Origin of the sequence: Gluconobacter japonicus (assembly GCF_015244665.1) — a bacterium.
GTDB classification, from domain to species: domain Bacteria; phylum Pseudomonadota; class Alphaproteobacteria; order Acetobacterales; family Acetobacteraceae; genus Gluconobacter; species Gluconobacter japonicus.
The window spans coordinates 33,245-52,410 of the sequence record NZ_JABCQN010000012.1; the positions used below are offsets into that span (position 1 = coordinate 33,245).

Genomic DNA, 19,166 nt, shown 5'->3' on the forward strand with positions numbered 1-19,166 from the left:
AAACCTCCCTTCCATCATGCATAACTCAGCACCAGACCATGCAGCAGCCGTGTCCACCCGCCAGCCAGAACGAACAGGAGCAGTTTGAGCGGAACAGAAATCGTGTTTGGCTGCACCTGTGACAATCCCATGGCAATGAGGATCGTCGTGACGACGAGATCGATCACAATGAAAGGCAGATAGATAAGAAACCCGATCTCGAAAGCTCTTTTGAGCTCCCCGGTCAGATAGGCCGGCAACAGGACCGGAAGAGAGTCGGGCGCGAGAGTGGCCCGCATGTCTTCCGGCCAGAGCCGTTGCGCCGAATTGACGAAGAATGCCCGCTCGCGTGGCTGGGTAAAGCGCATGAGATGCTGGGCCACCGGGGCCTGGGCAACTTCGTAAGCCTGCACGTAATCACTGATGCTCTCGTATTTCAGGCCCGCATCCGTGACACTTTGATAAACTTCCTTACCCATCGGGGCGGAAATGAAGAGCGTCAGGATCAGGGCAATCGAATAAAGCACCACGTTCGGGGGGGACTGCTGAATCCCGAGCGCAGTGCGCAACAGGAACAGGACGACTGAAATCTTGACGAAAGAAGTTGTCGAAATCACCGCCAGCGTCAGAAGTGCGAATGCCAGCGTCAAAATCAGCGCGGTGACGAGATTCGTGGACGCGAGCCCGCTGCCCATCATTGCTCCTGCCCCCTGCATCAGGCGTTGATCCGTGTCAGCCGGACAGCCAATGCGGCTCCGACTTCCACCAGTTCGCCCTCTCCGATGCGCCGCCCATGCGCCAGCACCGATACTTTCTGGTCACTCAGGGAGCCGATTTCGATAACATGCCCCTCACCGATTTCCTGCAACTCGCCAAGAGTAAAAACCCTGCGTCCGATCTCGAAACTCAGCGGCACCTGAACGGTATCGAACTGCACTTCAGGGACTTCGGTTTCCGGAAACTGCTCTGCTTCGGGCGAGGAAAAGAGAGGTGGGGCGGCCGATCCGTCTGTCATGTGTCCGATCCATTCCGGTAAAGAAAATTGTGCAATATCCTGCCAACCACCCTGTATGACGATCCTGTATCCATCGTGAACCGCCAGGGTCGCCAGCGCCTCTCCGGCCACGAGCGCCACGCTCCGCCGGGCAGTTGGGCCGATGACAATCCCGCAGCCCGGCCTGAGCGCACGCACCTCTGCCACGGAAAGAGACATGCCCCCAACACGAAGGCTGACCGCCACCGGCGGCGCCTCGAACGTGCGGATCAGAGCCGGAAAATGCGGCCTGAGCGCCGAAAACGTTTCCTGCGCAAGATGAAGCAGCCCGTCGAACACCTCTTGCGCACCAAATGAGACCCTGAACCCCACACGCAGTGGCGATTGCCCAGAAACGGCCTCCTCGAATTCGACCGGTCTGGCACAACTATCGAAGCGCAGGATGGACAGTGTGCAGCCCAGTCGCGTCTCGAGATCCATCAGAGCTTCGTTAAACACCATCTCGACAAGAAGAATAGCGATATCGCTGTTTAGGGGCGCGCGCGGCTGAGGCTCGGCCAGACGCAGGATCATTCGCAACAGACCGCGTGGCAACAGGCATTGCCCTTCCTGCGCGCCGATCTTCAATTGCAGACAGAGCCAGTCTTCCCCCGGCGAAAACGGGGGCAGGAACGCGACACTCCAGATATCCGGTTCAACCGGAATTTTGAGCGGGTACCGACCGAAAAACTCCGAAACGGCAGGAGAATACGCAAGCGTGGGCGCCCTGTACGGGCGTACGGTATCTTTCCGGCTCATGACCCCTCGAAATCCCGGGCGGCATGCCGCATTAGAGCCAGATCCTCCAGCTCCTGTTCGTCCAACGCTTCCTGTTCGCGCCTCTCTGCGTTCCGGGCTCCGTCGAGCAGGCGTGCAGCATGACCGCAACGCTGGTCGAACTCCCGGTGCGCCCGCCATGCGAGCGCGGCAGCCTCGTCCTGCTTTCTGGCCGTGTCAGCCCGCAAACCCACATCCTTCTGGAGCGCAATGGCTCGATCTGCCAGCGCCCCCAGATGATCGTGCCTGTCCCGCAGAGCCTGCGGACTGACCGTACCATTCATGCGTGCCGTACCTTCCGCCTCCACCGCACGCCAGTGCTCACGGTGGCTGTCAAGCACGGTCTGGCTACGTTTTACGTCCTCCCACCCGGCATGGGCCTCCTGGGTGCGTAGCAGAGCGGTCTTTCTGGCCTGTGCCGCGCGCAGCTCGCGCAGGCGCACGAGTTTCTGCGCCATCGGAACGGGAATGACCGCCATCAGCCCAACAGTCGGGTCATCCATTCCGTCATCTCCGCAAATGTTGTCCGCTCCTCGTTGCCCTGCCGCAGCAACCCCCTCATCTCATCGATTTTTTCAATGGCTTCATCGGCCAGAGGATCACCACCGGGCTTGTATTCTCCAACCTGCAACAGGAACGCGACATCCTGATAGCGCGCCCAGAGTGCCCTGAGCCGATCGGCTCGAACCTGATGCTCCGCAGACGTCACGAGGCTCATCACACGCGACCGGCTGCTCAGAATGTCGATTGCCGGATAATGCCCCGACGCCGCAAGCGCGCGGGAAAGGATGATATGCCCATCTAGAATCCCGCGTGTTTCTTCCGCGATTGGATCGCTCTGCCCGTCTTCCACAAGAACGGCGTAAAAGGCAGTGATGGAACCTCGTTCTCCCATTCCCGCCCGCTCCATGAGCTTGGGAAGAGCCGTAAAAACGGACGGCGGAAAGCCCCGCCGGGTCGGCGGCTCGCCGGCGGCAAGACCAATCTCACGCAGGGCACGTGCAAAGCGCGTAACGTTATCGACGAACAGAAGGACCTTGAGCCCCAGATCGCGAAAATGCTCCGCAATCGCGGTCGCAGCCTGTGCACAGGCCACACGTTCCGCCGCCGGCCTGTCCGACGTTGCCACCACGACGACCGAACGGGCCAGCCCATCAGGCCCGAGGTTATGCTCTATGAATTCCCGAACCTCACGGCCACGTTCCCCGACCAGCGCGACAACCGTGACATCCGCATCACTTCCCTTGACGATGGAGGCCATCAGCGTGGACTTTCCGCCCCCTGCCTCACCATAGATCCCCAGACGCTGCCCCTCCCCACAGGTCAGGACGCTGTCGATCGCGCGAAGGCCGATCGGCAGAGGGCGGTCGATCATTCTGCGTCGCATTGCATCGGGCGGGCGGGCTGTAATCGGGGCGCTGGGGCCGGACGGGAGTGGTCCTTTACCGTCCATGGGCGCTCCGAGCGCATCCAGAACGCGCCCCAGAACACGCTGCCCGACCGGGAACTGACGTCGCCCGCCCGTCGGAAGAACCTCCGTCTCAGCGGAAATGCCCTCCAGATTGCCCATCGGCGCCAGAAGGACCTCACGCCCGACCAGCCCCACAACTTCAGCGTTCATACTCCAGTCCCGCTTGCGGTCCCGCAGGAGGCAGAGATCACCAACCGCGACATTGGGCAAAATCGCGCGGATGATCGTTCCGGTCGCAGCAACGACGCGCCCCTGGACCGGATGGGATTCCAGCGATGCCGCCTTGGAGCGCAACAGTGGAAGCAGGTGCCGCATCCGCTCGACGACATGCCCCGGGTCTTTGCCGTCACCCCTCCCTTCCGCAAGATCGGGCATGCCGGAATCGCCGTTCGAAAACCCACGGCTGCTCCCCCGCGGAGGCGGCTCCCCGATCCGTCGTTGCGCGCTTTCGTCAGTCCGCACTATCTCAGGAGAAGCAGACTCGCCAAAATCGGGGCCTTCCGGCGCCGCTCGCAGCCGCTTCAGGCTCCGCGTCCCGACGAGACCATCACGCGAGGGCGGGACCGATATGTCACGCTCACCGCACGGGCTTGTTACGGACGCACCACCCGCCATATTCGGCCCTGCCTCCCCGGAATCGTCGCCCTGGCTACCGCCCGACTGTCCGTCACGCCTGATCGAAATACCCACAACGGCGCCTTCAGGCGGATGTTCATCCGGTCCGACCGGCCTGACTGGCTCTTCCGGTATAAAAGGTCGTGGGTTCTCCGCTATAATACTTCGCCCTGAATCCTCTGTAGAGGCCAAGGTGGAATGGGCGGACGACAAGGCTGCTAGCAGCGAGATATCCTGCTGTACCGATGTGACCTCAGTGTCCGACAGCGCTGGCCGTGATGTCATGATCCGTGCCCCGGCGTGTCCGCCAGATCGGCCAACTGATCCCACTGCGCCGCAAGACGCTCGCGCAGAAGACGCGTCTGGTCGGCGATGCCGAGCTCAGACACGCCGAACTCGCTCTCCAGAACACACCGGCCGGACGCCAGACCTGCGTCCACCTCGATATGCACGCCACCGTCGCTGTCCTGAAGAAGGGACATGAACTCCGCCAGAGGCGCGACACAGTCCGGGGCAATCCGAAGCTGTGCTACCGTCCCGCGCCGGATGCGTGACAAGCCATGCTCGATTGCCAGTGGCAGGACGTCGCTGATATCCACGCGCCCGAGCATGTCAGCCACGATATCCACGACGATCTCTGGCAGGCTGCACTCAAGATTTTGCAGCACCTGCGACGCGGCTTGAGCAGATGACATGATCTGCTGCGCCATTTCCACGCGCGCCTGCGCACGGCCCTCCTCCAGACCACGCTGCTTTTCTGCGTCGTAAGCGGCTCTGGCGGTGGCCCTCAGCCGACTGGCGTCCGCCAGAGCGCTCCGATAAGCTGCCTGCGCCTCACACCACAGGGTCATCTCTTCAGGGTTCAGGATACGCTGTTCGGGAGAGAGCGTGGCGAATTCGGTCATATACCACTCTCCTCTAATGCTTCATCTTCCTTGACGTTTGCGGGAGCGAAGAAAGTCGCGATAACGTGCCGGATGATGGCATCGCTTGTCTCAGGCGCAGCATCCGGCAGCCCCACAGCGGGCAGACGTAGCGTAGCCGCTTTCTGACAGGTCGGTGACACCTGATCGCGCCATCGCACCAAGCAACGCCAACCCCAGTCATTGATCGCAGAAGCCAGCTCTTCCGCGCCTCCCTCAATAGTCGGCAGCACAATGGGCGAAACAATCTGGACGGAATGTCGGATCCCGAACATACGCGCCGAAGTACCTACCTCCCGGTTCAGGACGGCTATTGACGCCGTATCGACATATCGGGCCAGAGCCCGACCGAAGATCAGAGCCCCCATATGCCGTCCTGCCACTTCCACCTCAAAGCGCGGACGGTACGCCAGAACGTCGAAATCCGACGCGGCCTGTTCCGGGCGGTCAATGCGATAGTCTATGAGTTTTGCCAGACGATGCGCCAGACGGTCACACCGCTGGATCCGTTCCACCGTCTCGCGCCGCAGCATCGGCATCGCGCGCTGGAAATGGGACGGATGAAGGTCGACAAGTGTTTCGGTCGCGTTCGCCCTGCTCATGCGGCCCTGTCGGAAACCACTGCAACCTGCGTCGTTCTGGAGGTAAACCTCTTTCCACGAAAGCGCCTCCAGAGATACCACCCTCCCGCAAGCGACGGCCAGAATACAGCCAGAACCCATCCTGTTACTGCAAGAGGACCGGGGCCTGCGGGCGTGAGCGGAATATTCTGTGATTGAACAGGAATCAAAATGACCGAAACTCGGTCATAGCTCAAATCCTGCACGGCGTTGGCGACGAGCTGCTTGATCTTCGGGATCAGCGTCCCGGCGCTGCTTCCTTCGTCGTAACGCAGGACAACGGCGGCCGTGGCCGGTTTTTCCACACCTGTCACAGGATCACTGGCTGACGCCGCAATATGAACCCGCGCATCTACGACGCCATCAATATCATTCAGAGTGCGGTCAAGCTCCTGACTGATCCCAAAATAAAGCTTGGCACGTTCCGCCGCAGGAGAACTGATAAGCCCCTGCTGCTGGAAAACCTTGTCCATGCTCGCATATTCATTCCGCGGATAGTGCGCGGCCTTCAGGACATTGACCGCATCGGCAATCCGGCTGCTGGACACCTCAATCGCACTGCTTCCATCCTTGCTGATCACGCGGTCAGCAGAGATCCCGTGCTGAAGCAGAATGGCAACCATCTGCATCGCATCCCGTTCGGATAGCCCGGTATAAAGTTCGGACTGGCACGCCGTCAGCCCAAGGCACAGGATCAGCAGAGAAGCAGAGACCCATCTCACTCCCATCATCCACCCTGGCTCAATAGACTTTTAAGCGTGCTGGCCATATCCTGTGACGCCACGGTGATGACATGCGTCTCGAACTCGGCATTCGTCAGTGCGATCTGACGTGAAATCGACTCATTATAAAGCTGTTCGCCCTGCTGCTGGATCCGCCCGAGCAGGCTTTCGGGATCTGTTGCCGAACGGGCACCCGCATGATGAGCCGCCAGGACATCATGTTTTGCGGAAGGATGCGAAATCCCACCGCCCGTATCCATACCCGTCGTCACGCCATTTTTGTCAGACAGCGTCTGAGCCGATATCGCTGGTCCCGCACGGTCCGGCGCTAGCCCCTGCGGAGCGAGAGCATCGAGCCGGCCGAAGCTGCTGCCAATACGACTCAGGCTATCGAGAATACGGTCGCCCAGTGTCGGCTCCGACTGTACGGGAACGATCTGACTTATGGGAGATGCAGGAATGGCTTCGGAAAAAGCAAGCTGCGTCCGTGCCGTATCGTGAAACGCGGCGACATCAGCCTGATGAAACGCCCCAACCGGCGCAGGGGCTGTAAGCGAGGGCGTGGCAGACGCAGCCTGACTGGCAGCGACGGCGGCAATTCCGGCCAATCCAGACATCGTCCTTCTCCCTTTTTCGTGTCGACCTTCGCCAGTCTCGTGCTGCCCCAGACCTCGCATCATATCCTGACTTCAACCTGACCAGCTCTGCACCCTACCTCGTCCCGGCGACAATTGTATCGGTTGACCAAACCGTCCCCCTCATGCATCCGAACACGAAAGCATCACGTCTGCCCGGCGTCGCCGATTAAGGATTTGCATTTGCCATGACGCCGACAGGTGACGGTCTTCAGGTCAGTTCCCCGAACAACAGGGCGACTAGGTCCTCTGTGTGGGCACTTGCAAAAACCACCGTCCATGTGGGGCTGACAGTGATCGCTCTGTCACAGCCACTCCGGGCAGCCCCGCTCTACCTTCCCGAAACGGGGCAGTTCACGATGCTTCAGGGCAGCGTCATTCAGGCTCTGGATCAGTTTGGCGCGGATATCGATCTGCACGTCTCATCTGACCCGTCCCTGACCCAGCCAGTACGGAAAGGGCTGACGGCCTCTACCCCACGTGGATTTCTCAACCGTATCTGCACGGACTACCATCTCGACTGGTATTTCGATGGCCAGACCCTGTTCGTAACGCCTGCGTCGGAAACCGTCTCCGAGGATGTCGCACTCGATGGCGTGCCGTTTCCGACCCTGACGGAATCCCTGAAAGCCCGCCAGATTTCCGATGCACGCTTTCTCGTGCGTCGCACGCCTGACGGGCAACATATTACCGTCTTCGGGCCACCCCGCTTCCGCGCCTTGGTCAACCAGACGATTGCCGCACTGGGCGAAGTTCAAAGCGATGGCGTGACGATCTATCGTGGCTCTACGATGCAGAAAATACCCCCCCGATAAAGGTCAACACGTCTTGTCAGTGGGGTTCCCATCGCGACCCAATCAGAATTATGAAAATTTAGTGAATCTTCTTTGCAGGTTCCTCACAAGTCGATAGTTTCTTGATAGCAAGATTAAGTTACAAACAGAAACCTATCTTAGCAGCGCCTGCTGGTTCCGATCTCTCCACTGTTTCCAATCATCCATTGCTCTGGGACAAACGGCAATTCACTTGCTTTCCGCTCCTTCATTCGCCCTCCACGTTCTTTCCGGCCTACACGCGGATGCGACATGTGAAATCGGCGATCGCCCCGTAACGATCGGCTCCGGGTCAGACGCGGACATCACCCTGCTCGACGAGGGTATCCAGCCATCCCATCTCGCCGTCGCCCCACTTCCGGGCGGACAGTTCAGATGCACGGCCTTGGCTGAAGGTGTCATCATCAATGACCACGTTCTGGACAGCGGAAAAAGCCATAGTTTTGCGCTCCCGATCGATATCAGGCTTGCGTCCGTTCCACTGAGCATTACGGACACCGCAACCGCAGAGACTGGCCATACCAGCGCTTTCCCCATCTCCCGGCTCCCAGCCCTTTTCAGTGCTCAAAGCCTGACACGAAACATCGTCATATGTGTCGCAGGCATACTCGGACTTCTCCTGTTGGAAGGGATTTTCTGGCATCCAGCCTCAAGCCCTGCTCAGCCCGCGTCTTCGCCTTCGACAGGATCAGAGGCAGTCTCGGATCTTCCAGCGCGAAAACAGAACATGGCGCTGAGCGATCACGATCTTGGAGAGTCCGTGATCCACGAACTTCGCAACCATGATCTTTTCGGGCTGGCCGTCCGTGTTTCCGGTGGTGTCGTAACAGTGAGCGGCGCAGTCCCCCATGAGCGGCTGACAGCGTTCCGGGATGCGGAGCAATGGTTTGACGCATCTTATGGCCAGCAGTATACGTGGATTTCCGACGTCAAAGAATCGCCAAATAAAGTACTGTCCTTGCCGATACAAAGTATATGGTTGGGACAAAGGGCAAATGTGACCATAAAAGGGCAGAGATATTATATTGGATCCATTCTGGAATCGGGCCAGAAAATTACTGGTATCTCCGCCCACAAAGTCTCAGTTCTTGATGGACATGATGAATTTCTCGTGACTTACTGATCAGATTGTCATTTGAGGAGCGTTATTCTCATGAGCCGCATCCCATCCCAACCCATGATCCGTCTTGACCATGCAATCGAGGAGGTCGTGGCCAATACGCCGGATGCCGCTATCGCACCTGACCTCGTCGCATTCCACAAGACCCTGTCGGTGCGCCAACATGCATCGGAGGGGATCGAGCCTCCGACGCTGACGGACGCGCTTTTCCTCCATCTCATGCCACACCTGAAAAGCGCTGGCATTCTCAGATCCGACCAGCGGAAAACACTTCTGACGCGCCTGGAAGCTCGAGCGCAGAGCAGTTTCGGCCCCGTCGTGCCCGGTGGCCTGGAGGCACTGTCTTTCGAGCTGCACAATCTTGAACTGCTCATGCGCTACCGCGACAGTCTCATCGGAGGGTGATGTCTTGGATCAGGCCCAGCGCGACCTTCTTCTATCGCTCGCCTACATGTATGCGTCATGCGATCGCGAGCCACGTGCCCTGCCGTTATTGTTGCTTGTCGCGGCTGAAAACCCCGATGACTGTGACTGCCTGCGTCTTCTGGCTCATGTCTACACCGCGATGAAACGCGGTGAGCTGGCGCTTGTCGTACTCGACAGGATCAGGCGCCTTCGCCCTACCGAGGAGCCCGGCGATGCTCTCCTGCGCGCACGGGCCCTTCACAGAACCGGCCGGTTCAAGGAAGCACAGACCGCTTTCTCAGTCTTCGCCCAGTCGAATGTTCGGGCTCTCGCCTCATGAAGAACTTCCAGAACGCATTTCGCCTCGTCTCTCAACGCCAGGATCTTGCACTAGTTGCCGTGCTGGTGCTGACGGTTGCCATGCTGATCATGCCGATGCCCGCCGCGCTGGCTGACATACTGATCGGGTGCAATCTCGCGTTCTCCGCGCTACTGCTGATGGTTGCGGTCTATCTCCGCTCTCCGCTGGATCTGACCGCGCTTCCGGGCATGATCCTCGTCTCGACGGTTTTCCGCCTGGCTCTGGAAGTCACGGTGACACGCCTCATCCTTACGTCCGGAGACGCAGGCACGATCGTCGCCACGTTCGGAGAATTCGTGATCGGGGGCAATATTGTCGTCGGCCTCGTTGTCTTCGCCATCGTCACGACGGTCCAGTTCATCGTAGTCACGAAAGGTACGGAGCGCGTTGCAGAAGTCGGGGCCCGGTTTACGCTCGATGCCATGCCCGGCAAACAGATGAGCATCGACAGCGATCTGCGCTCAGGCGACATCGATCAGGCTGAGGCGCGGAAGCGGCGTCAGGAACTCGCCAGCGAGAGCGCCCTGCACGGCGCCATGGACGGCGCGCTCAAATTCGTAAAGGGCGACGCAATCGCGGGCCTTGTGATCATCGGCGTCAATCTGGCGGGTGGAATCGGCATTGGAGTTGCACAGCGCGGACTGAGCCTGAGCGACGCAATGCATACCTACACACTCTTGACGGTTGGTGACGCACTGATCTCGCAGATCCCCGCACTGCTCCTGTCCATCGCAGCGGCGGTTGTCGTCACGAGAGTAGGCAGCCACGGGCAGGATCTTGGAAAGGAAATGGTCGGGCAGTTGACGGCAGACCGGCGCGCGCTTCTGGTCGCCGCGATCATGCTGCTGATCATGGCGATGATTCCAGGCTTCCCCAAGTCCGTGTTTCTGGGGCTGTCGATTTTATTTCTTCTGGGCAGCCGCCCTGACTGGAAGAAACTTTGGGGTCGTTTTTCCCGAACCTCCCTCGAAAGCGCGGAAGCGGAAGAATTCGCCCGGTCGGTCACGACGGAATCTACGGCTGCCACGGCCATCGCCGACAGTTTCTCCCCCCTTCTGGCCATATCCCTGTCACCCGCCGTCATGCGTGTCATGGACAAACCGCGCCTAGACCGGCTGCTGGCCATTGCCTGCGAGGATGTAGAAAGCGATCTTGGCGTCGTCTGCCCGAAACCCGCGATCCGATCGACCGCGGAGACCGACGCCTTCCATTTCTCGATCGATTTGGAAGATGTTCCGGTCGAAGAGCACGATGCTCTGCCCAATCATCTCCTCCTCCACGACGATCCGGTTCATCTGGATCTCGCCGGGATAGCCAGTCAGAGCGGCGAACCATTGACCGACAGCGGGGCCTCGCTCTGGATTGCACGGACCGATGAAACACGCCTCAAGGCAGCCGGTATCGGCTATCTCGACCTGCCCGCCATCATCGCGAACCGCTTTCGAACGATCGCGCGCAAACATGTTGGTCGGTTCATAGGCCTTCAGGAAGCCCGCCGTCTCGTCCTGCGTCTCGAGCCCGGTTACGGCGACCTAGTGCGCGAGGCCATGCGGATTGTCCCGACCCAGCGTCTGGCCGATATTCTGAGACGTCTGGTCGAGGAGGGCGTGCCACTGAAAAACATGCGGCTCATTCTTGAAACCCTCGTGGAGTGGGGGGAGAAGGAAACCCGCTCCCTCATGCTCGTGGAATATGTCCGGCAGGCTCTTTCCCGGCAGATCTGCCACCGCCACGCGGGCTCTCACAAGGCGATGGCGGGCCTCGTTCTCGGCCAGGATGTCGAACAGGCTGTGCGTCAGGCCGTCAGGGACACGTCCGGCGGCTCGTTTCTCGCGCTCGATCCGGATGTTTCCCAGCGTCTGCTCTCAGCGTTCCGCACGCGGCTGTCAGTCGAGGGTCGTCCGAAAAACGCGGCCCAGATGACACCGATCGTCATTACCTCTGTTGATATACGCCGTTTTGTACGCGGCTTTCTCGTACGTAACGATCTCGATCATCCTGTGCTCTCCTATCAGGATCTCGCCACCGAATTTCCCGTCCATCCCATCGGGTCGATCAGCTTGGGGCTTGCCGGAGAAATCTCCACTGCGGCGCAGGCCTGATGACCATGCACCATTATTTCTGGCAGCGCGTGCGCGCACGACGCCATGCAATCCCCGCCATGACACAGATAAGGGAAGGCTGACACGATGCGACTGATGACCTTGCTCAAACAGGAAACCGGCTTCCGGAACCTCGTGCAGACCATCCATGCCGCAGGATATGGCGTGGACAGTTTTCATTCCTCAGCAGAGGCCAGAGAGGCCCTGTTCGCCAACAGTTACGATCTGATCGTGGTGGATCAGTATTTCTGCAACAAGGAACAGGGATGCTATCTTCTCGAAAGGGACTGGCGCGATGTCGTAAAAACGCCCTACGTCATCATGATCGCGACGGAAGAGCAGAACCGTATCTTCGCGCTTGAGAACGGCGCAGACGACTGTGTGAGCCATAGCGTCAATCCCCGCGAGCTGGTGGCGCGCATCCGGGCCGTTCTCCGGCGTCCACAGGAGTCCGTGCAGGAGCATTACCGGTTTGAGGAACTCTCCCTCTGCCTACAAAGCCGGGAAGTGCGCGTCAATGACGTCCTCCTGCCGCTCCAGAGGCGCGAGACGGCCATTCTGGAATCACTGATCCGCCGCAAGGGAAAGGTCGTGCCACGTTCGGGGCTGGAGCACGACGCCTATGGCGCGCTGGCCGATTGCTGCCCGAACGCGCTTGAGGTGCGCATCAGCCGCATCAGGCGTCAGCTCGGCAGCGTTAGATCGTCGCTCACCATTGAGGCTGTGCGCGGCGTCGGCTACAGGCTGGCCCCCAGAAGCAAAACCACGCGCACCCGAACGCAGGCCGCCGACCCCGGTGGATATACGGCTCACGCGCACAGATCGGCAATTCCGTCCCTTTCCCATGCGACAACCTAGCTTGCCGTTCCGCAAATCAATATCCCGGCAGAACGCGGTCCGGTCCACCGGGTCCTTCCCGTCCCGAAACCTGCGGCCGGGAAACCCAAAAACACGGGAGTTCCTCTTGTCATCATCCACCGGAACACTTCGTTCCCTTTTTCTCCTGTCCGGCCTTGTCTTCGGTCAGGGGGTGGGCGTTGCATTGGCCCAGGAGCCCGCCCCTCAGAAAAGCACATGGCATGCTTCCCGGGCGATGGAGATCAGCGTGGGTGGCGGCCAGATTATCCATTTGCCACGCGCGACGTCGAATATCATGATCGCCGACCCTGCAATTATGGACGTTCAATACACGGCACATAACACACTGTTTCTGTTCGGGAAGAAACCGGGCCATACAACCATCATCATTCTGGACCGTAACGGCCAGACGATGTTGTCTTCCGACGTGACGGTTCATGACGATATGAGCGCCATGAAAAGCGCCATTCTCGCTGAAGGCGGACATAATATCACGGTTCAGGAATCTCCCCAGGGCGTAGTGCTGAGCGGGTCCGTTCCCGACGCACGCGCCGCCGCTCATCTGGGCGAACTGGCGCGGCAATATGCGGGAGACGGCAAGGCCGTGCTCAATCGCCTGACGATTGGCGCCCCCGTTCAGGTGAGCCTCCGCGTGCGCGTGGCGGAAGTGCAGCGCAGCGTTTCGCAAGAGCTTGGCTTCGACTGGAGTACGGTTTTCAATAATGTCGGGTCATTCGCCATCGGTGCTGCAACGGGCGGCCTCGGAGGGAATGCTGCAAATTTCATTACCGATGCTGCCCGCAGCATGAACGGCGTTTCCGGCAGCTATACCAACGGCCACGGATCCGTTACCGGAACACTGGATGCCATGGCGTCAGAAGGGCTGGCTACGATGCTCGCCGAACCCAACCTCACGACGATGTCTGGCGAGCCTGCGACCTTTCTCTCAGGGGGCCAGTTTCCCGTTCCCATCCCCCAAGGCTTCGGCACGGTGGGCATCAGTTATCAGAGTTTCGGCGTCAGCATCGCCTTTACACCCACCGTTCTGGCGGACGGAACGATTTCCATGCATGTCGCCCCCGAAGTCAGCACGATCTCGACCGCGGCCAATGACGGTGCCTACTCGTTCCCGGGAACCAACGGCTCATCCGTTCCCGCAATCCGGACAAACCGTGCTGATACGACCATACAGCTTGCATCAGGTCAGAGTTTTGCCATTGGCGGTCTGATTTCCAATAATGCGCAGAACGCAATCTCCAAGGTTCCGGGCCTTGGAGACATCCCGGTTCTGGGTGCGCTTTTCCGCTCCACATCCTTTCAGCGCAATGAGAGCGAACTGATTATCGTGGTCACGGCCTATGTCGTGCATCCGGGAGATAGCGTTCCCGAACTTCCAACCGATTACGTGCGCCCGACGACGGCGCTGGAATCCCTACTGCTCAACCGAACCGCCGTCAGCACACAGACATCACCCGACCCAGAGCGCATGCCTCATCTTCACGGCGCGGGAGGCTTTCTCTACCAATGATACGCGCAGCTTTCATTGTCCTGTGCCTCAGCTTCACCGCTCTCGCGGGGTGCAACGAGAATACCGCCATCCAGAAAGCGGTTTCCCCCCCTCTGCTGCTTAGACAACTGGTCCATAGGGGTTCGCTCTCGGCTTATAGCCCTGATTCCGATATCCGGCAGGCCATCGCCTCTCTGGGGCCGGGCCGCGATATCCATGCGGTCATCAATACCGCAAACCCGCGGCTTTCGGCCCTGACGGAGGCGGCGCTGATTCGATCCGGTGTGAACGCAGCCCGGATCAGACACACATCCGATCCGTCCATGACGTTCGTTCTGTACGCCTATACGCTCGTCCTCCCTGAATGCGGGGGGGCGCTCCGACGCTCGTGGTTTGGCGATGTTTCAGGCAGCATGACGGCTCTTGGCACCTGCACACAGGCCCGCGCCCTCGGGCAGGAACTCGATAACGCTGGAGATCTGGTCGATCCTGCACAGCTTCAGCCCGCAAACGGCGCCCGCTTCGGGCAGGTTGTCGAACTGTGGGAGAAGCATCAGGAGAAAGGTAGCCAGCAATCTTCAGGCAGTTCTTCCGTCACCGGACCGGGGGGAGGCAGCGGAGGATCGACAGGGACGCCAGGGAGTGCAGCGCTTCTGGGAAATACCGGTCAGTCGGCAGGGGTGGACGGCATGACGTCCCTGCCCCCGCCCCCTGCCGCGAGCAATGAATAGAAGAGGGCATTCTCGCGGCGGTCGCTGTCCGTGGCGGCCGCCCCCGTTCCAGAGCGGCGAGCATTCTGAACGTCACCCTCCAACGCGTAGACGATGGCGATATTGCCATCGATGGTCGCAATCTGCGCGTCCGATGCGCCCTGCTCCACAGCCAGTGTCCGCAATCGACGGAGGTCGGAGAGAGCCTCGGCTTTATGTCCGGCCAGAGCCTGAGACAATGCAAGATCATTCTGGGCCGAGAGGCTTGACGGGTCGATCGCAAGAGCTCTGCGATAAGCGGTCTGGGCACCCGCATGATCCTGTGCCGTATCGAGCGCCACACCCATTGCGATCTGTAGGGCCGCATCATCGGGCCGGGACGCGATCGCCGGCCGCAAAAGCGCGATCGCGTCCTGATTGTGACGCGAGGCCGTCAAAAGGCGAGCCAGAACGACCGTCAGTCGCATCTTCCCATTCTCAGCCATGTGCGGGAGTGCGCCCCGCACAGCGGAAATCGCCTCCTCTGCTCTGCCGGAAGACGCGAGCGCCTCCGCATAGGACAGGGCAAAATGGAGATCGTCGGGCTTCAGCGCCACGGCCTTTCCGTAAAAAGCAGCCGCTGTCTTCATATCGTTCTGGCGTGCGGCGGCATCGCCAATCCGGGCAAGCGCCTCGGGATCCTGCGCCGCCCTGCGCTCGCGCGAGGCGTTCTGGGACTGGACGTCTGACGTAGACACACACCCCCCTACGAGTCCGCACGCCAGAAACAGGCCTGCGGTTCCCATCCGGGCCAGTATACGCACGGACGATCGTGTCCGGAGGCTCATATCGGGCATGGTCATCGTGAATTCATCATCCTCTGCGAAGCCATCTGACCGGAGGATTACCCAGGCCGCAGCCGATAGAAACATTCGGAGTCAAACGAGGTCAAGCGCCCCCACCCCGGATAATGATCCAGACTAATGATAGGGTGACGCTACCGCATTCTTTGTCCATCATGCAGCACCCGCTTCCGTCAAAACTGGTCTGTCGCGTTATGCTGATGTCTCGCATTCTGTCCTCCCTGTCGCCTTCCGCCCCGATGCGGAGGGCCCTGCGCGTGCGTTTCGGCCTTGTGGGCGCACCGGGTGTTCTCGCGCTGCTGACCCATCCACTCTGGGGCACCGGGTCTTGGGGAGAAGATATCGGCTTGTCGGTGCTATGGTGCTTGACACTGGCCGCGCTCTGCCTGCTGGTGGAACTAACAGTCCTTCGCCGTCTGGAAATCGTCACCTCAAGTCTGGTCTCGCTCAGTCTGGGCCATTTCGACGACGCGCCGGTACTGAACGACCCCGATCCAGATGCGGTGCACATGTCACGCGCAATGACACGCCTGCGCCGGGGCTATTCCGGGGCTATCCGCCTGCTGGATGCGGACGAAAGCACACCCGCAACCTGATTGCATCCTGTTCGCGCTCGCACATCTGCCCAGAGACTGTTATCACACAGGCTCTGCCCTCGGGGCATTGCGTCAATATCCGGCATGAGCATGACAGCGGAATCGCCCTCTTCGTCCGACACCCCACACCGCTTTCAGGTTACGACGTTCATCCGGCGCGATCAGCGTGGTGTGCTTCTGAACGCCATCGACTGTCAGAGCCTGGCCGATGTCAGCCTCCGCCAGATCGATCTGCGCCAGTTCGACATCAGGGAGAGGGACGCATATCGCGCGCGCATCAGCCGTCAGATCCAGCAGGTCTCGGGTTTTGGCCATCCTGCCGTCCTCAATTCGCACGGACTTGTCGTAGAGGGTGATGATGCCTTCATCATCATGGACCCTCTGGCTACGGCCCGGCCTCTTGAGGAGCGCCGGGGCATGCCCGTGGACATCGCCGTTTCCCTGATCCTGCAGGCGCTCGATGCCTTCGAGGCCGCCCACCGACAGCAGCTTGACCTAACCGATCTCCGGCTCAGAAATTTCTTCGTAACGCCATCCCATGACCTGAAAATTCTGGAGTTCGGCATCACACCGGGCGACGTGGGAGACCTTTTGAACCCCGCCCTCGCCCGCCCGGAGGACGCAGCACTCATGTCGCCAGAACAGGCAGTCGGGGAGCCTTGGGCACAGTCTTCCAACATTTTCTCGGCAGGATGTCTGTTCTACTTCCTCCTGTCCGGGAACCTTCCCTTTCAGGGCAGCGACTATACCCGCACGGTCATACAAATCGTCGGCCATCCCCATGTGCCGCTTCTGACCCTTAGCCCCGATCTCCCGCCCGCACTGGCAGAGGTAATCGACCGCGCGCTTGCCAAAAACCCGACGGACCGTTTTGCGGATATCGCGGCATTTCGCAATGCGGTCCATGCTGCCATACGCAACCCCGCTTTCCAGATCGTGAGCCCGGATGACGTCGCGCGCCTCGCGACCGTGTTGCAGGACATCATGGGACCGACAGGCGCGGTCATCCTACGCAGGGCCCTTCGCACCACACGCAACACGGCCCACCTCGTCGCCAACTGCGCGTCACATTGCGGAGATGCGGCGGACAGTGTCCTGACACGCATGACTGATGTTCCGGCAGACCCAATATCACACTCTGCCGCCGACACGCAGGCCTACCAGCCGTGACGCTGCCGCCCTGCGCCATAGAGGCGGCCGCAGCCTATCATGTTCCGGCGAGCGCGGTGGAACACCAACTCTTCACCCGAACGCGGCGGGGCGTCGGCGCGATGGCCATCAGCCCGGCCAGCCTGCCGCTCCTCGCCAGCTCCGGCTTTTCCGAAGATGCCGTCCGACGCAATATGTGCGTGAATATCGCCGCCGGAACATGGCTGATGGCGCGCGCCCGGCTCGCGCCTCGGTCGACCGGGTCTCGACCGCTTCTTGCGTCTGTCGCGTCCAGCGATAATCGCTGTGTGACCGCAGCGGCCTCCCGATATCATCTTCCCGTCATTCTGCTTCAGGCGGTCCTGAAAACCGAGAATGGCAAACGGGGCACTATTTCCAAAAACAGCAACGGCAGCTACGATATCGGTCCCGCTCAGATCAACTCCATCCATCTACCCGAACTGGCGCGCCTTGGTATCAGCCGTGATGCTCTTCTTGCGGATGACTGCCTGAACGTCCATGTCGGCGCGTGGATACTGTCGCGCAATATCGGGGCCTCGACTCCCGCGGATAGTCGGAAGTTCTGGGAGCGCGTCGGGAACTATAATTCCGCAACCCCTATTTTCAACCACGCCTACCAACTCCGGATCTGGCATAACCTACCCCATATCGGGCCGGCCCTCCGGCGATAAACTGGACGTGTCGCGGTCTCGGCTCAAGACCTGTTAATTCATTGAACTGAACGGTGTTCCGTGATTCACAGGCTTACCGGTGGAGGTGATGCTGTGAGTGACGTGTTTTTGCTGTCTGAAAGGCAGATGGAGCGGATTGAGCCATTTTTCTCTCTGGCGCGTGGAGTGCCACGCTTGGATGACCGGCGTGTTCTGAGCGGGATCGTTTATGTGATCCGCAATGGTCTTCAGTAGAAAGACGCTCCGAAAGCGTATGGTCCGCACAAGACTTTATACAACCGCTTCATCCGCTGGAGCCGCCTGGGTGTCTTTGACAGGATCTTTATCGCCCTGACAGAACAGGCCGGTCGTTCGAAGCGCCTGATGATCGATGCAACACATCTCGGATCCGAGCACCGGAAAACGCGTCTCCCGCCTCAACCCTGAATCGGAATGGTTTCTTCAGAACGTGCCTGGCCTCCGGATTATCGAACAGGATCTCTGGGATGCGGTCAAAGCCCGGCAGAGCAAATGCTCGACAGCCCGCAACAAAGGCACCTGCGAGAACCGCCTGACGATCCGCCGGGATGCTCTGGAAAAATCCGTACTCAACGGCCTGCGGACCCAGATGATGAAGCCCGCACTCTTCAAAGAATTCTGTGAGGAGTTCACGCGTGAGGTCAATCGTCTGCGCATGGAGAAAGGGGCCGATCTGGTCGCTCTGAAATCCGAACTCCCCAAAATCGAGCGCGAACTCGACAAGGCCGTGCAGGCGATCCTCGACGGCTTTGCCAGCCCTGCTCTCAAGACACGCATGGAAGAACTCGAAGCCCGCAAGGCAGAGATTGAAACACGGTTGGTCGACGCACCTGCTGCACCCCAACATGGCGGAATTGTATCGCCAGAAGATCGCGACGCTCCACGAGAGTCTTCAAAATGAAGTCAGCAGAACACAGACGGTAGAAGCGATCCGTTCTCTGATCACGCGGATCCGCCTTATTCCCGAGAGTGGAGAACTAGCGATTTTTCTTGAGGGTGATCTGGCTGCGATGCTGGGATTTGCATCAAACAGGAAAAACGCCATGCGTCACCCGGATGCTGGCGTTCTAGGTGTTTAGTCCCGGGATTTGATGGGTTGGATTGATGATGAATCTTTCCGGCTCTGAAGTCCAGATTTTGCAGACGTATTCGTAAGGGGTAAGGCCACTGAGGGTCTTGAGTCTTCGCCCGAAATTAT

Annotated in this window: 22 protein-coding genes and 2 pseudogenes; 13 read left to right on the plus strand and 11 right to left on the minus strand. The window is 59.8% G+C overall.

The window, feature by feature from the left end; translation table 11 throughout:
* Positions 1–14: 14 nt before the first annotated feature.
* From sctR to HKD32_RS14700, 8 genes are read right to left on the minus strand one after another with little or no spacing between them, the layout of a single operon-like run.
* Complete coding sequence (gene sctR, locus HKD32_RS14665; protein ID WP_082785474.1) at positions 15–695, minus strand: type III secretion system export apparatus subunit SctR; 681 nt, start codon at positions 693–695, stop codon at positions 15–17.
* Positions 695–1,771: a FliM/FliN family flagellar motor switch protein gene (locus HKD32_RS14670; protein WP_061928686.1), complete on the minus strand. Its 1,077-nt coding sequence runs from the start codon at positions 1,769–1,771 to the stop codon at positions 695–697. The genes sctR and HKD32_RS14670 overlap by 1 nt, the downstream gene beginning before the upstream one ends.
* Positions 1,768–2,292, minus strand: a complete 525-nt coding sequence (locus HKD32_RS14675; RefSeq protein WP_061928684.1) for a hypothetical protein — start codon at positions 2,290–2,292, stop codon at positions 1,768–1,770. Before HKD32_RS14675 ends, HKD32_RS14670 begins: the two co-directional genes overlap by 4 nt.
* Positions 2,268–4,160: a FliI/YscN family ATPase gene (locus tag HKD32_RS14680; RefSeq protein ID WP_273498887.1), complete on the minus strand. Its 1,893-nt coding sequence runs from the start codon at positions 4,158–4,160 to the stop codon at positions 2,268–2,270. Before HKD32_RS14680 ends, HKD32_RS14675 begins: the two co-directional genes overlap by 25 nt.
* On the minus strand, positions 4,157–4,780 hold the full coding sequence (sctL, locus tag HKD32_RS14685; RefSeq protein WP_061928682.1) for a type III secretion system stator protein SctL: 624 nt from the start codon (positions 4,778–4,780) through the stop codon (positions 4,157–4,159). The genes HKD32_RS14680 and sctL overlap by 4 nt, the downstream gene beginning before the upstream one ends.
* On the minus strand, positions 4,777–5,400 hold the full coding sequence (locus HKD32_RS14690; RefSeq protein WP_010505134.1) for a hypothetical protein: 624 nt from the start codon (positions 5,398–5,400) through the stop codon (positions 4,777–4,779). The genes sctL and HKD32_RS14690 overlap by 4 nt, the downstream gene beginning before the upstream one ends.
* Positions 5,397–6,149: a type III secretion system inner membrane ring lipoprotein SctJ gene (sctJ, locus tag HKD32_RS14695; RefSeq protein ID WP_082905273.1), complete on the minus strand. Its 753-nt coding sequence runs from the start codon at positions 6,147–6,149 to the stop codon at positions 5,397–5,399. Before sctJ ends, HKD32_RS14690 begins: the two co-directional genes overlap by 4 nt.
* Positions 6,146–6,757 carry a hypothetical protein gene (locus tag HKD32_RS14700; protein ID WP_194258370.1) on the minus strand — a complete coding sequence of 204 codons (612 nt, stop codon included), beginning with the start codon at positions 6,755–6,757 and terminating at the stop codon, positions 6,146–6,148. Before HKD32_RS14700 ends, sctJ begins: the two co-directional genes overlap by 4 nt.
* 206 nt (positions 6,758–6,963) lie before the next feature.
* Between HKD32_RS14700 and HKD32_RS14705 the strand changes: the two genes are divergently transcribed.
* Positions 6,964–7,590 carry a hypothetical protein gene (locus HKD32_RS14705; protein WP_061928675.1) on the plus strand — a complete coding sequence of 209 codons (627 nt, stop codon included), beginning with the start codon at positions 6,964–6,966 and terminating at the stop codon, positions 7,588–7,590.
* A gap of 310 nt (positions 7,591–7,900) precedes the next feature.
* On the opposite strand, the gene HKD32_RS14710 is transcribed toward HKD32_RS14705, so the two are convergent.
* Positions 7,901–8,251, minus strand: a complete 351-nt coding sequence (locus HKD32_RS14710) for a hypothetical protein (protein ID WP_061928673.1) — start codon at positions 8,249–8,251, stop codon at positions 7,901–7,903.
* 84 nt (positions 8,252–8,335) lie between these two features.
* On the opposite strand from HKD32_RS14710, the gene HKD32_RS14715 reads away from it, so the two are divergent.
* The 7 genes from HKD32_RS14715 (at position 8,336) to HKD32_RS14745 (ending at position 14,692) form a co-directional block, all read left to right on the plus strand.
* Positions 8,336–8,731 carry a SctD/MshK family protein gene (locus HKD32_RS14715; protein WP_059431480.1) on the plus strand — a complete coding sequence of 132 codons (396 nt, stop codon included), beginning with the start codon at positions 8,336–8,338 and terminating at the stop codon, positions 8,729–8,731.
* A 30-nt stretch (positions 8,732–8,761) separates the two neighbouring features.
* On the plus strand, positions 8,762–9,133 hold the full coding sequence (locus HKD32_RS14720) for a hypothetical protein (RefSeq protein WP_194258371.1): 372 nt from the start codon (positions 8,762–8,764) through the stop codon (positions 9,131–9,133).
* Between the two features lie 4 nt (positions 9,134–9,137).
* A complete protein-coding gene (locus tag HKD32_RS14725) occupies positions 9,138–9,473 on the plus strand; it encodes a tetratricopeptide repeat protein (RefSeq protein WP_061928671.1) in 336 nt (111 codons plus the stop codon).
* Entirely contained in the window at positions 9,470–11,596 is a 2,127-nt protein-coding gene (gene sctV / locus HKD32_RS14730; protein ID WP_061928669.1) for a type III secretion system export apparatus subunit SctV, read from the plus strand. Before HKD32_RS14725 ends, sctV begins: the two co-directional genes overlap by 4 nt.
* Before the next feature lie 87 nt (positions 11,597–11,683).
* Positions 11,684–12,454: a response regulator transcription factor gene (locus HKD32_RS14735; RefSeq protein ID WP_061928667.1), complete on the plus strand. Its 771-nt coding sequence runs from the start codon at positions 11,684–11,686 to the stop codon at positions 12,452–12,454.
* 106 nt (positions 12,455–12,560) lie between these two features.
* Positions 12,561–13,982 carry a type II and III secretion system protein family protein gene (locus HKD32_RS14740; protein ID WP_194258372.1) on the plus strand — a complete coding sequence of 474 codons (1,422 nt, stop codon included), beginning with the start codon at positions 12,561–12,563 and terminating at the stop codon, positions 13,980–13,982.
* Positions 13,979–14,692, plus strand: coding sequence for a hypothetical protein (locus HKD32_RS14745; protein WP_061928663.1), 714 nt, complete (start codon positions 13,979–13,981; stop codon positions 14,690–14,692). The genes HKD32_RS14740 and HKD32_RS14745 overlap by 4 nt, the downstream gene beginning before the upstream one ends.
* Here HKD32_RS14745 and HKD32_RS14750 read toward each other — a convergent pair.
* On the minus strand, positions 14,629–15,513 hold the full coding sequence (locus tag HKD32_RS14750) for a tetratricopeptide repeat protein (protein ID WP_167347198.1): 885 nt from the start codon (positions 15,511–15,513) through the stop codon (positions 14,629–14,631). The genes HKD32_RS14745 and HKD32_RS14750 overlap by 64 nt on opposite strands.
* A gap of 155 nt (positions 15,514–15,668) precedes the next feature.
* Between HKD32_RS14750 and HKD32_RS14755 the strand changes: the two genes are divergently transcribed.
* From HKD32_RS14755 to HKD32_RS14775, 5 genes and pseudogenes are all read left to right on the plus strand, one after another.
* The gene (locus tag HKD32_RS14755; RefSeq protein WP_167347197.1) at positions 15,669–16,109 is read left to right on the plus strand and encodes a hypothetical protein; all 441 of its coding nucleotides are present in this window, start codon (positions 15,669–15,671) and stop codon (positions 16,107–16,109) included.
* Positions 16,110–16,199: 90 nt separating this feature from the next.
* Positions 16,200–17,279, plus strand: a complete 1,080-nt coding sequence (locus HKD32_RS14760) for a protein kinase domain-containing protein (RefSeq protein ID WP_061928658.1) — start codon at positions 16,200–16,202, stop codon at positions 17,277–17,279.
* On the plus strand, positions 17,276–17,950 hold the full coding sequence (locus tag HKD32_RS14765; RefSeq protein WP_061928656.1) for a transglycosylase SLT domain-containing protein: 675 nt from the start codon (positions 17,276–17,278) through the stop codon (positions 17,948–17,950). The genes HKD32_RS14760 and HKD32_RS14765 overlap by 4 nt, the downstream gene beginning before the upstream one ends.
* A gap of 93 nt (positions 17,951–18,043) precedes the next feature.
* Positions 18,044–18,334, plus strand: a pseudogene (locus HKD32_RS14770) (transposase); the annotation flags it as partial.
* Positions 18,321–18,869 carry a hypothetical protein gene (locus tag HKD32_RS14775; RefSeq protein ID WP_456305926.1) on the plus strand — a complete coding sequence of 183 codons (549 nt, stop codon included), beginning with the start codon at positions 18,321–18,323 and terminating at the stop codon, positions 18,867–18,869. The pseudogene HKD32_RS14770 and the gene HKD32_RS14775, both read left to right, overlap by 14 nt.
* Before the next feature lie 166 nt (positions 18,870–19,035).
* Here the strand turns inward: HKD32_RS14775 and HKD32_RS14780 are convergent.
* A pseudogene (locus HKD32_RS14780) lies at positions 19,036–19,166 on the minus strand (IS481 family transposase); the annotation flags it as partial.

Bases quoted from the DNA above. Each gene is read 5' to 3' on its own strand.
- HKD32_RS14690 (WP_010505134.1), bottom strand. From the start codon at position 5,400: ATGAGCAGGGCGAACGCGACCGAAACACTTGTCGACCTTCATCCGTCC.
- HKD32_RS14775 (WP_456305926.1), top strand. From the start codon at position 18,321: ATGCAACACATCTCGGATCCGAGCACCGGAAAACGCGTCTCCCGCCTC.
- sctV (WP_061928669.1), top strand. From the start codon at position 9,470: ATGAAGAACTTCCAGAACGCATTTCGCCTCGTCTCTCAACGCCAGGAT.
- sctL (WP_061928682.1), bottom strand. From the start codon at position 4,780: ATGACCGAATTCGCCACGCTCTCTCCCGAACAGCGTATCCTGAACCCT.
- HKD32_RS14675 (WP_061928684.1), bottom strand. From the start codon at position 2,292: ATGGATGACCCGACTGTTGGGCTGATGGCGGTCATTCCCGTTCCGATG.
- HKD32_RS14710 (WP_061928673.1), bottom strand. From the start codon at position 8,251: ATGCCAGAAAATCCCTTCCAACAGGAGAAGTCCGAGTATGCCTGCGAC.
- sctJ (WP_082905273.1), bottom strand. From the start codon at position 6,149: ATGATGGGAGTGAGATGGGTCTCTGCTTCTCTGCTGATCCTGTGCCTT.
- HKD32_RS14750 (WP_167347198.1), bottom strand. From the start codon at position 15,513: ATGACCATGCCCGATATGAGCCTCCGGACACGATCGTCCGTGCGTATA.
- HKD32_RS14760 (WP_061928658.1), top strand. From the start codon at position 16,200: ATGACAGCGGAATCGCCCTCTTCGTCCGACACCCCACACCGCTTTCAG.
- HKD32_RS14715 (WP_059431480.1), top strand. From the start codon at position 8,336: ATGGCGCTGAGCGATCACGATCTTGGAGAGTCCGTGATCCACGAACTT.
- HKD32_RS14720 (WP_194258371.1), top strand. From the start codon at position 8,762: ATGAGCCGCATCCCATCCCAACCCATGATCCGTCTTGACCATGCAATC.
- HKD32_RS14680 (WP_273498887.1), bottom strand. From the start codon at position 4,160: ATGACATCACGGCCAGCGCTGTCGGACACTGAGGTCACATCGGTACAG.
- HKD32_RS14745 (WP_061928663.1), top strand. From the start codon at position 13,979: ATGATACGCGCAGCTTTCATTGTCCTGTGCCTCAGCTTCACCGCTCTC.
- HKD32_RS14735 (WP_061928667.1), top strand. From the start codon at position 11,684: ATGCGACTGATGACCTTGCTCAAACAGGAAACCGGCTTCCGGAACCTC.
- sctR (WP_082785474.1), bottom strand. From the start codon at position 695: ATGCAGGGGGCAGGAGCAATGATGGGCAGCGGGCTCGCGTCCACGAAT.
- HKD32_RS14700 (WP_194258370.1), bottom strand. From the start codon at position 6,757: ATGTCTGGATTGGCCGGAATTGCCGCCGTCGCTGCCAGTCAGGCTGCG.
- HKD32_RS14755 (WP_167347197.1), top strand. From the start codon at position 15,669: ATGCAGCACCCGCTTCCGTCAAAACTGGTCTGTCGCGTTATGCTGATG.
- HKD32_RS14705 (WP_061928675.1), top strand. From the start codon at position 6,964: ATGACGCCGACAGGTGACGGTCTTCAGGTCAGTTCCCCGAACAACAGG.
- HKD32_RS14670 (WP_061928686.1), bottom strand. From the start codon at position 1,771: ATGAGCCGGAAAGATACCGTACGCCCGTACAGGGCGCCCACGCTTGCG.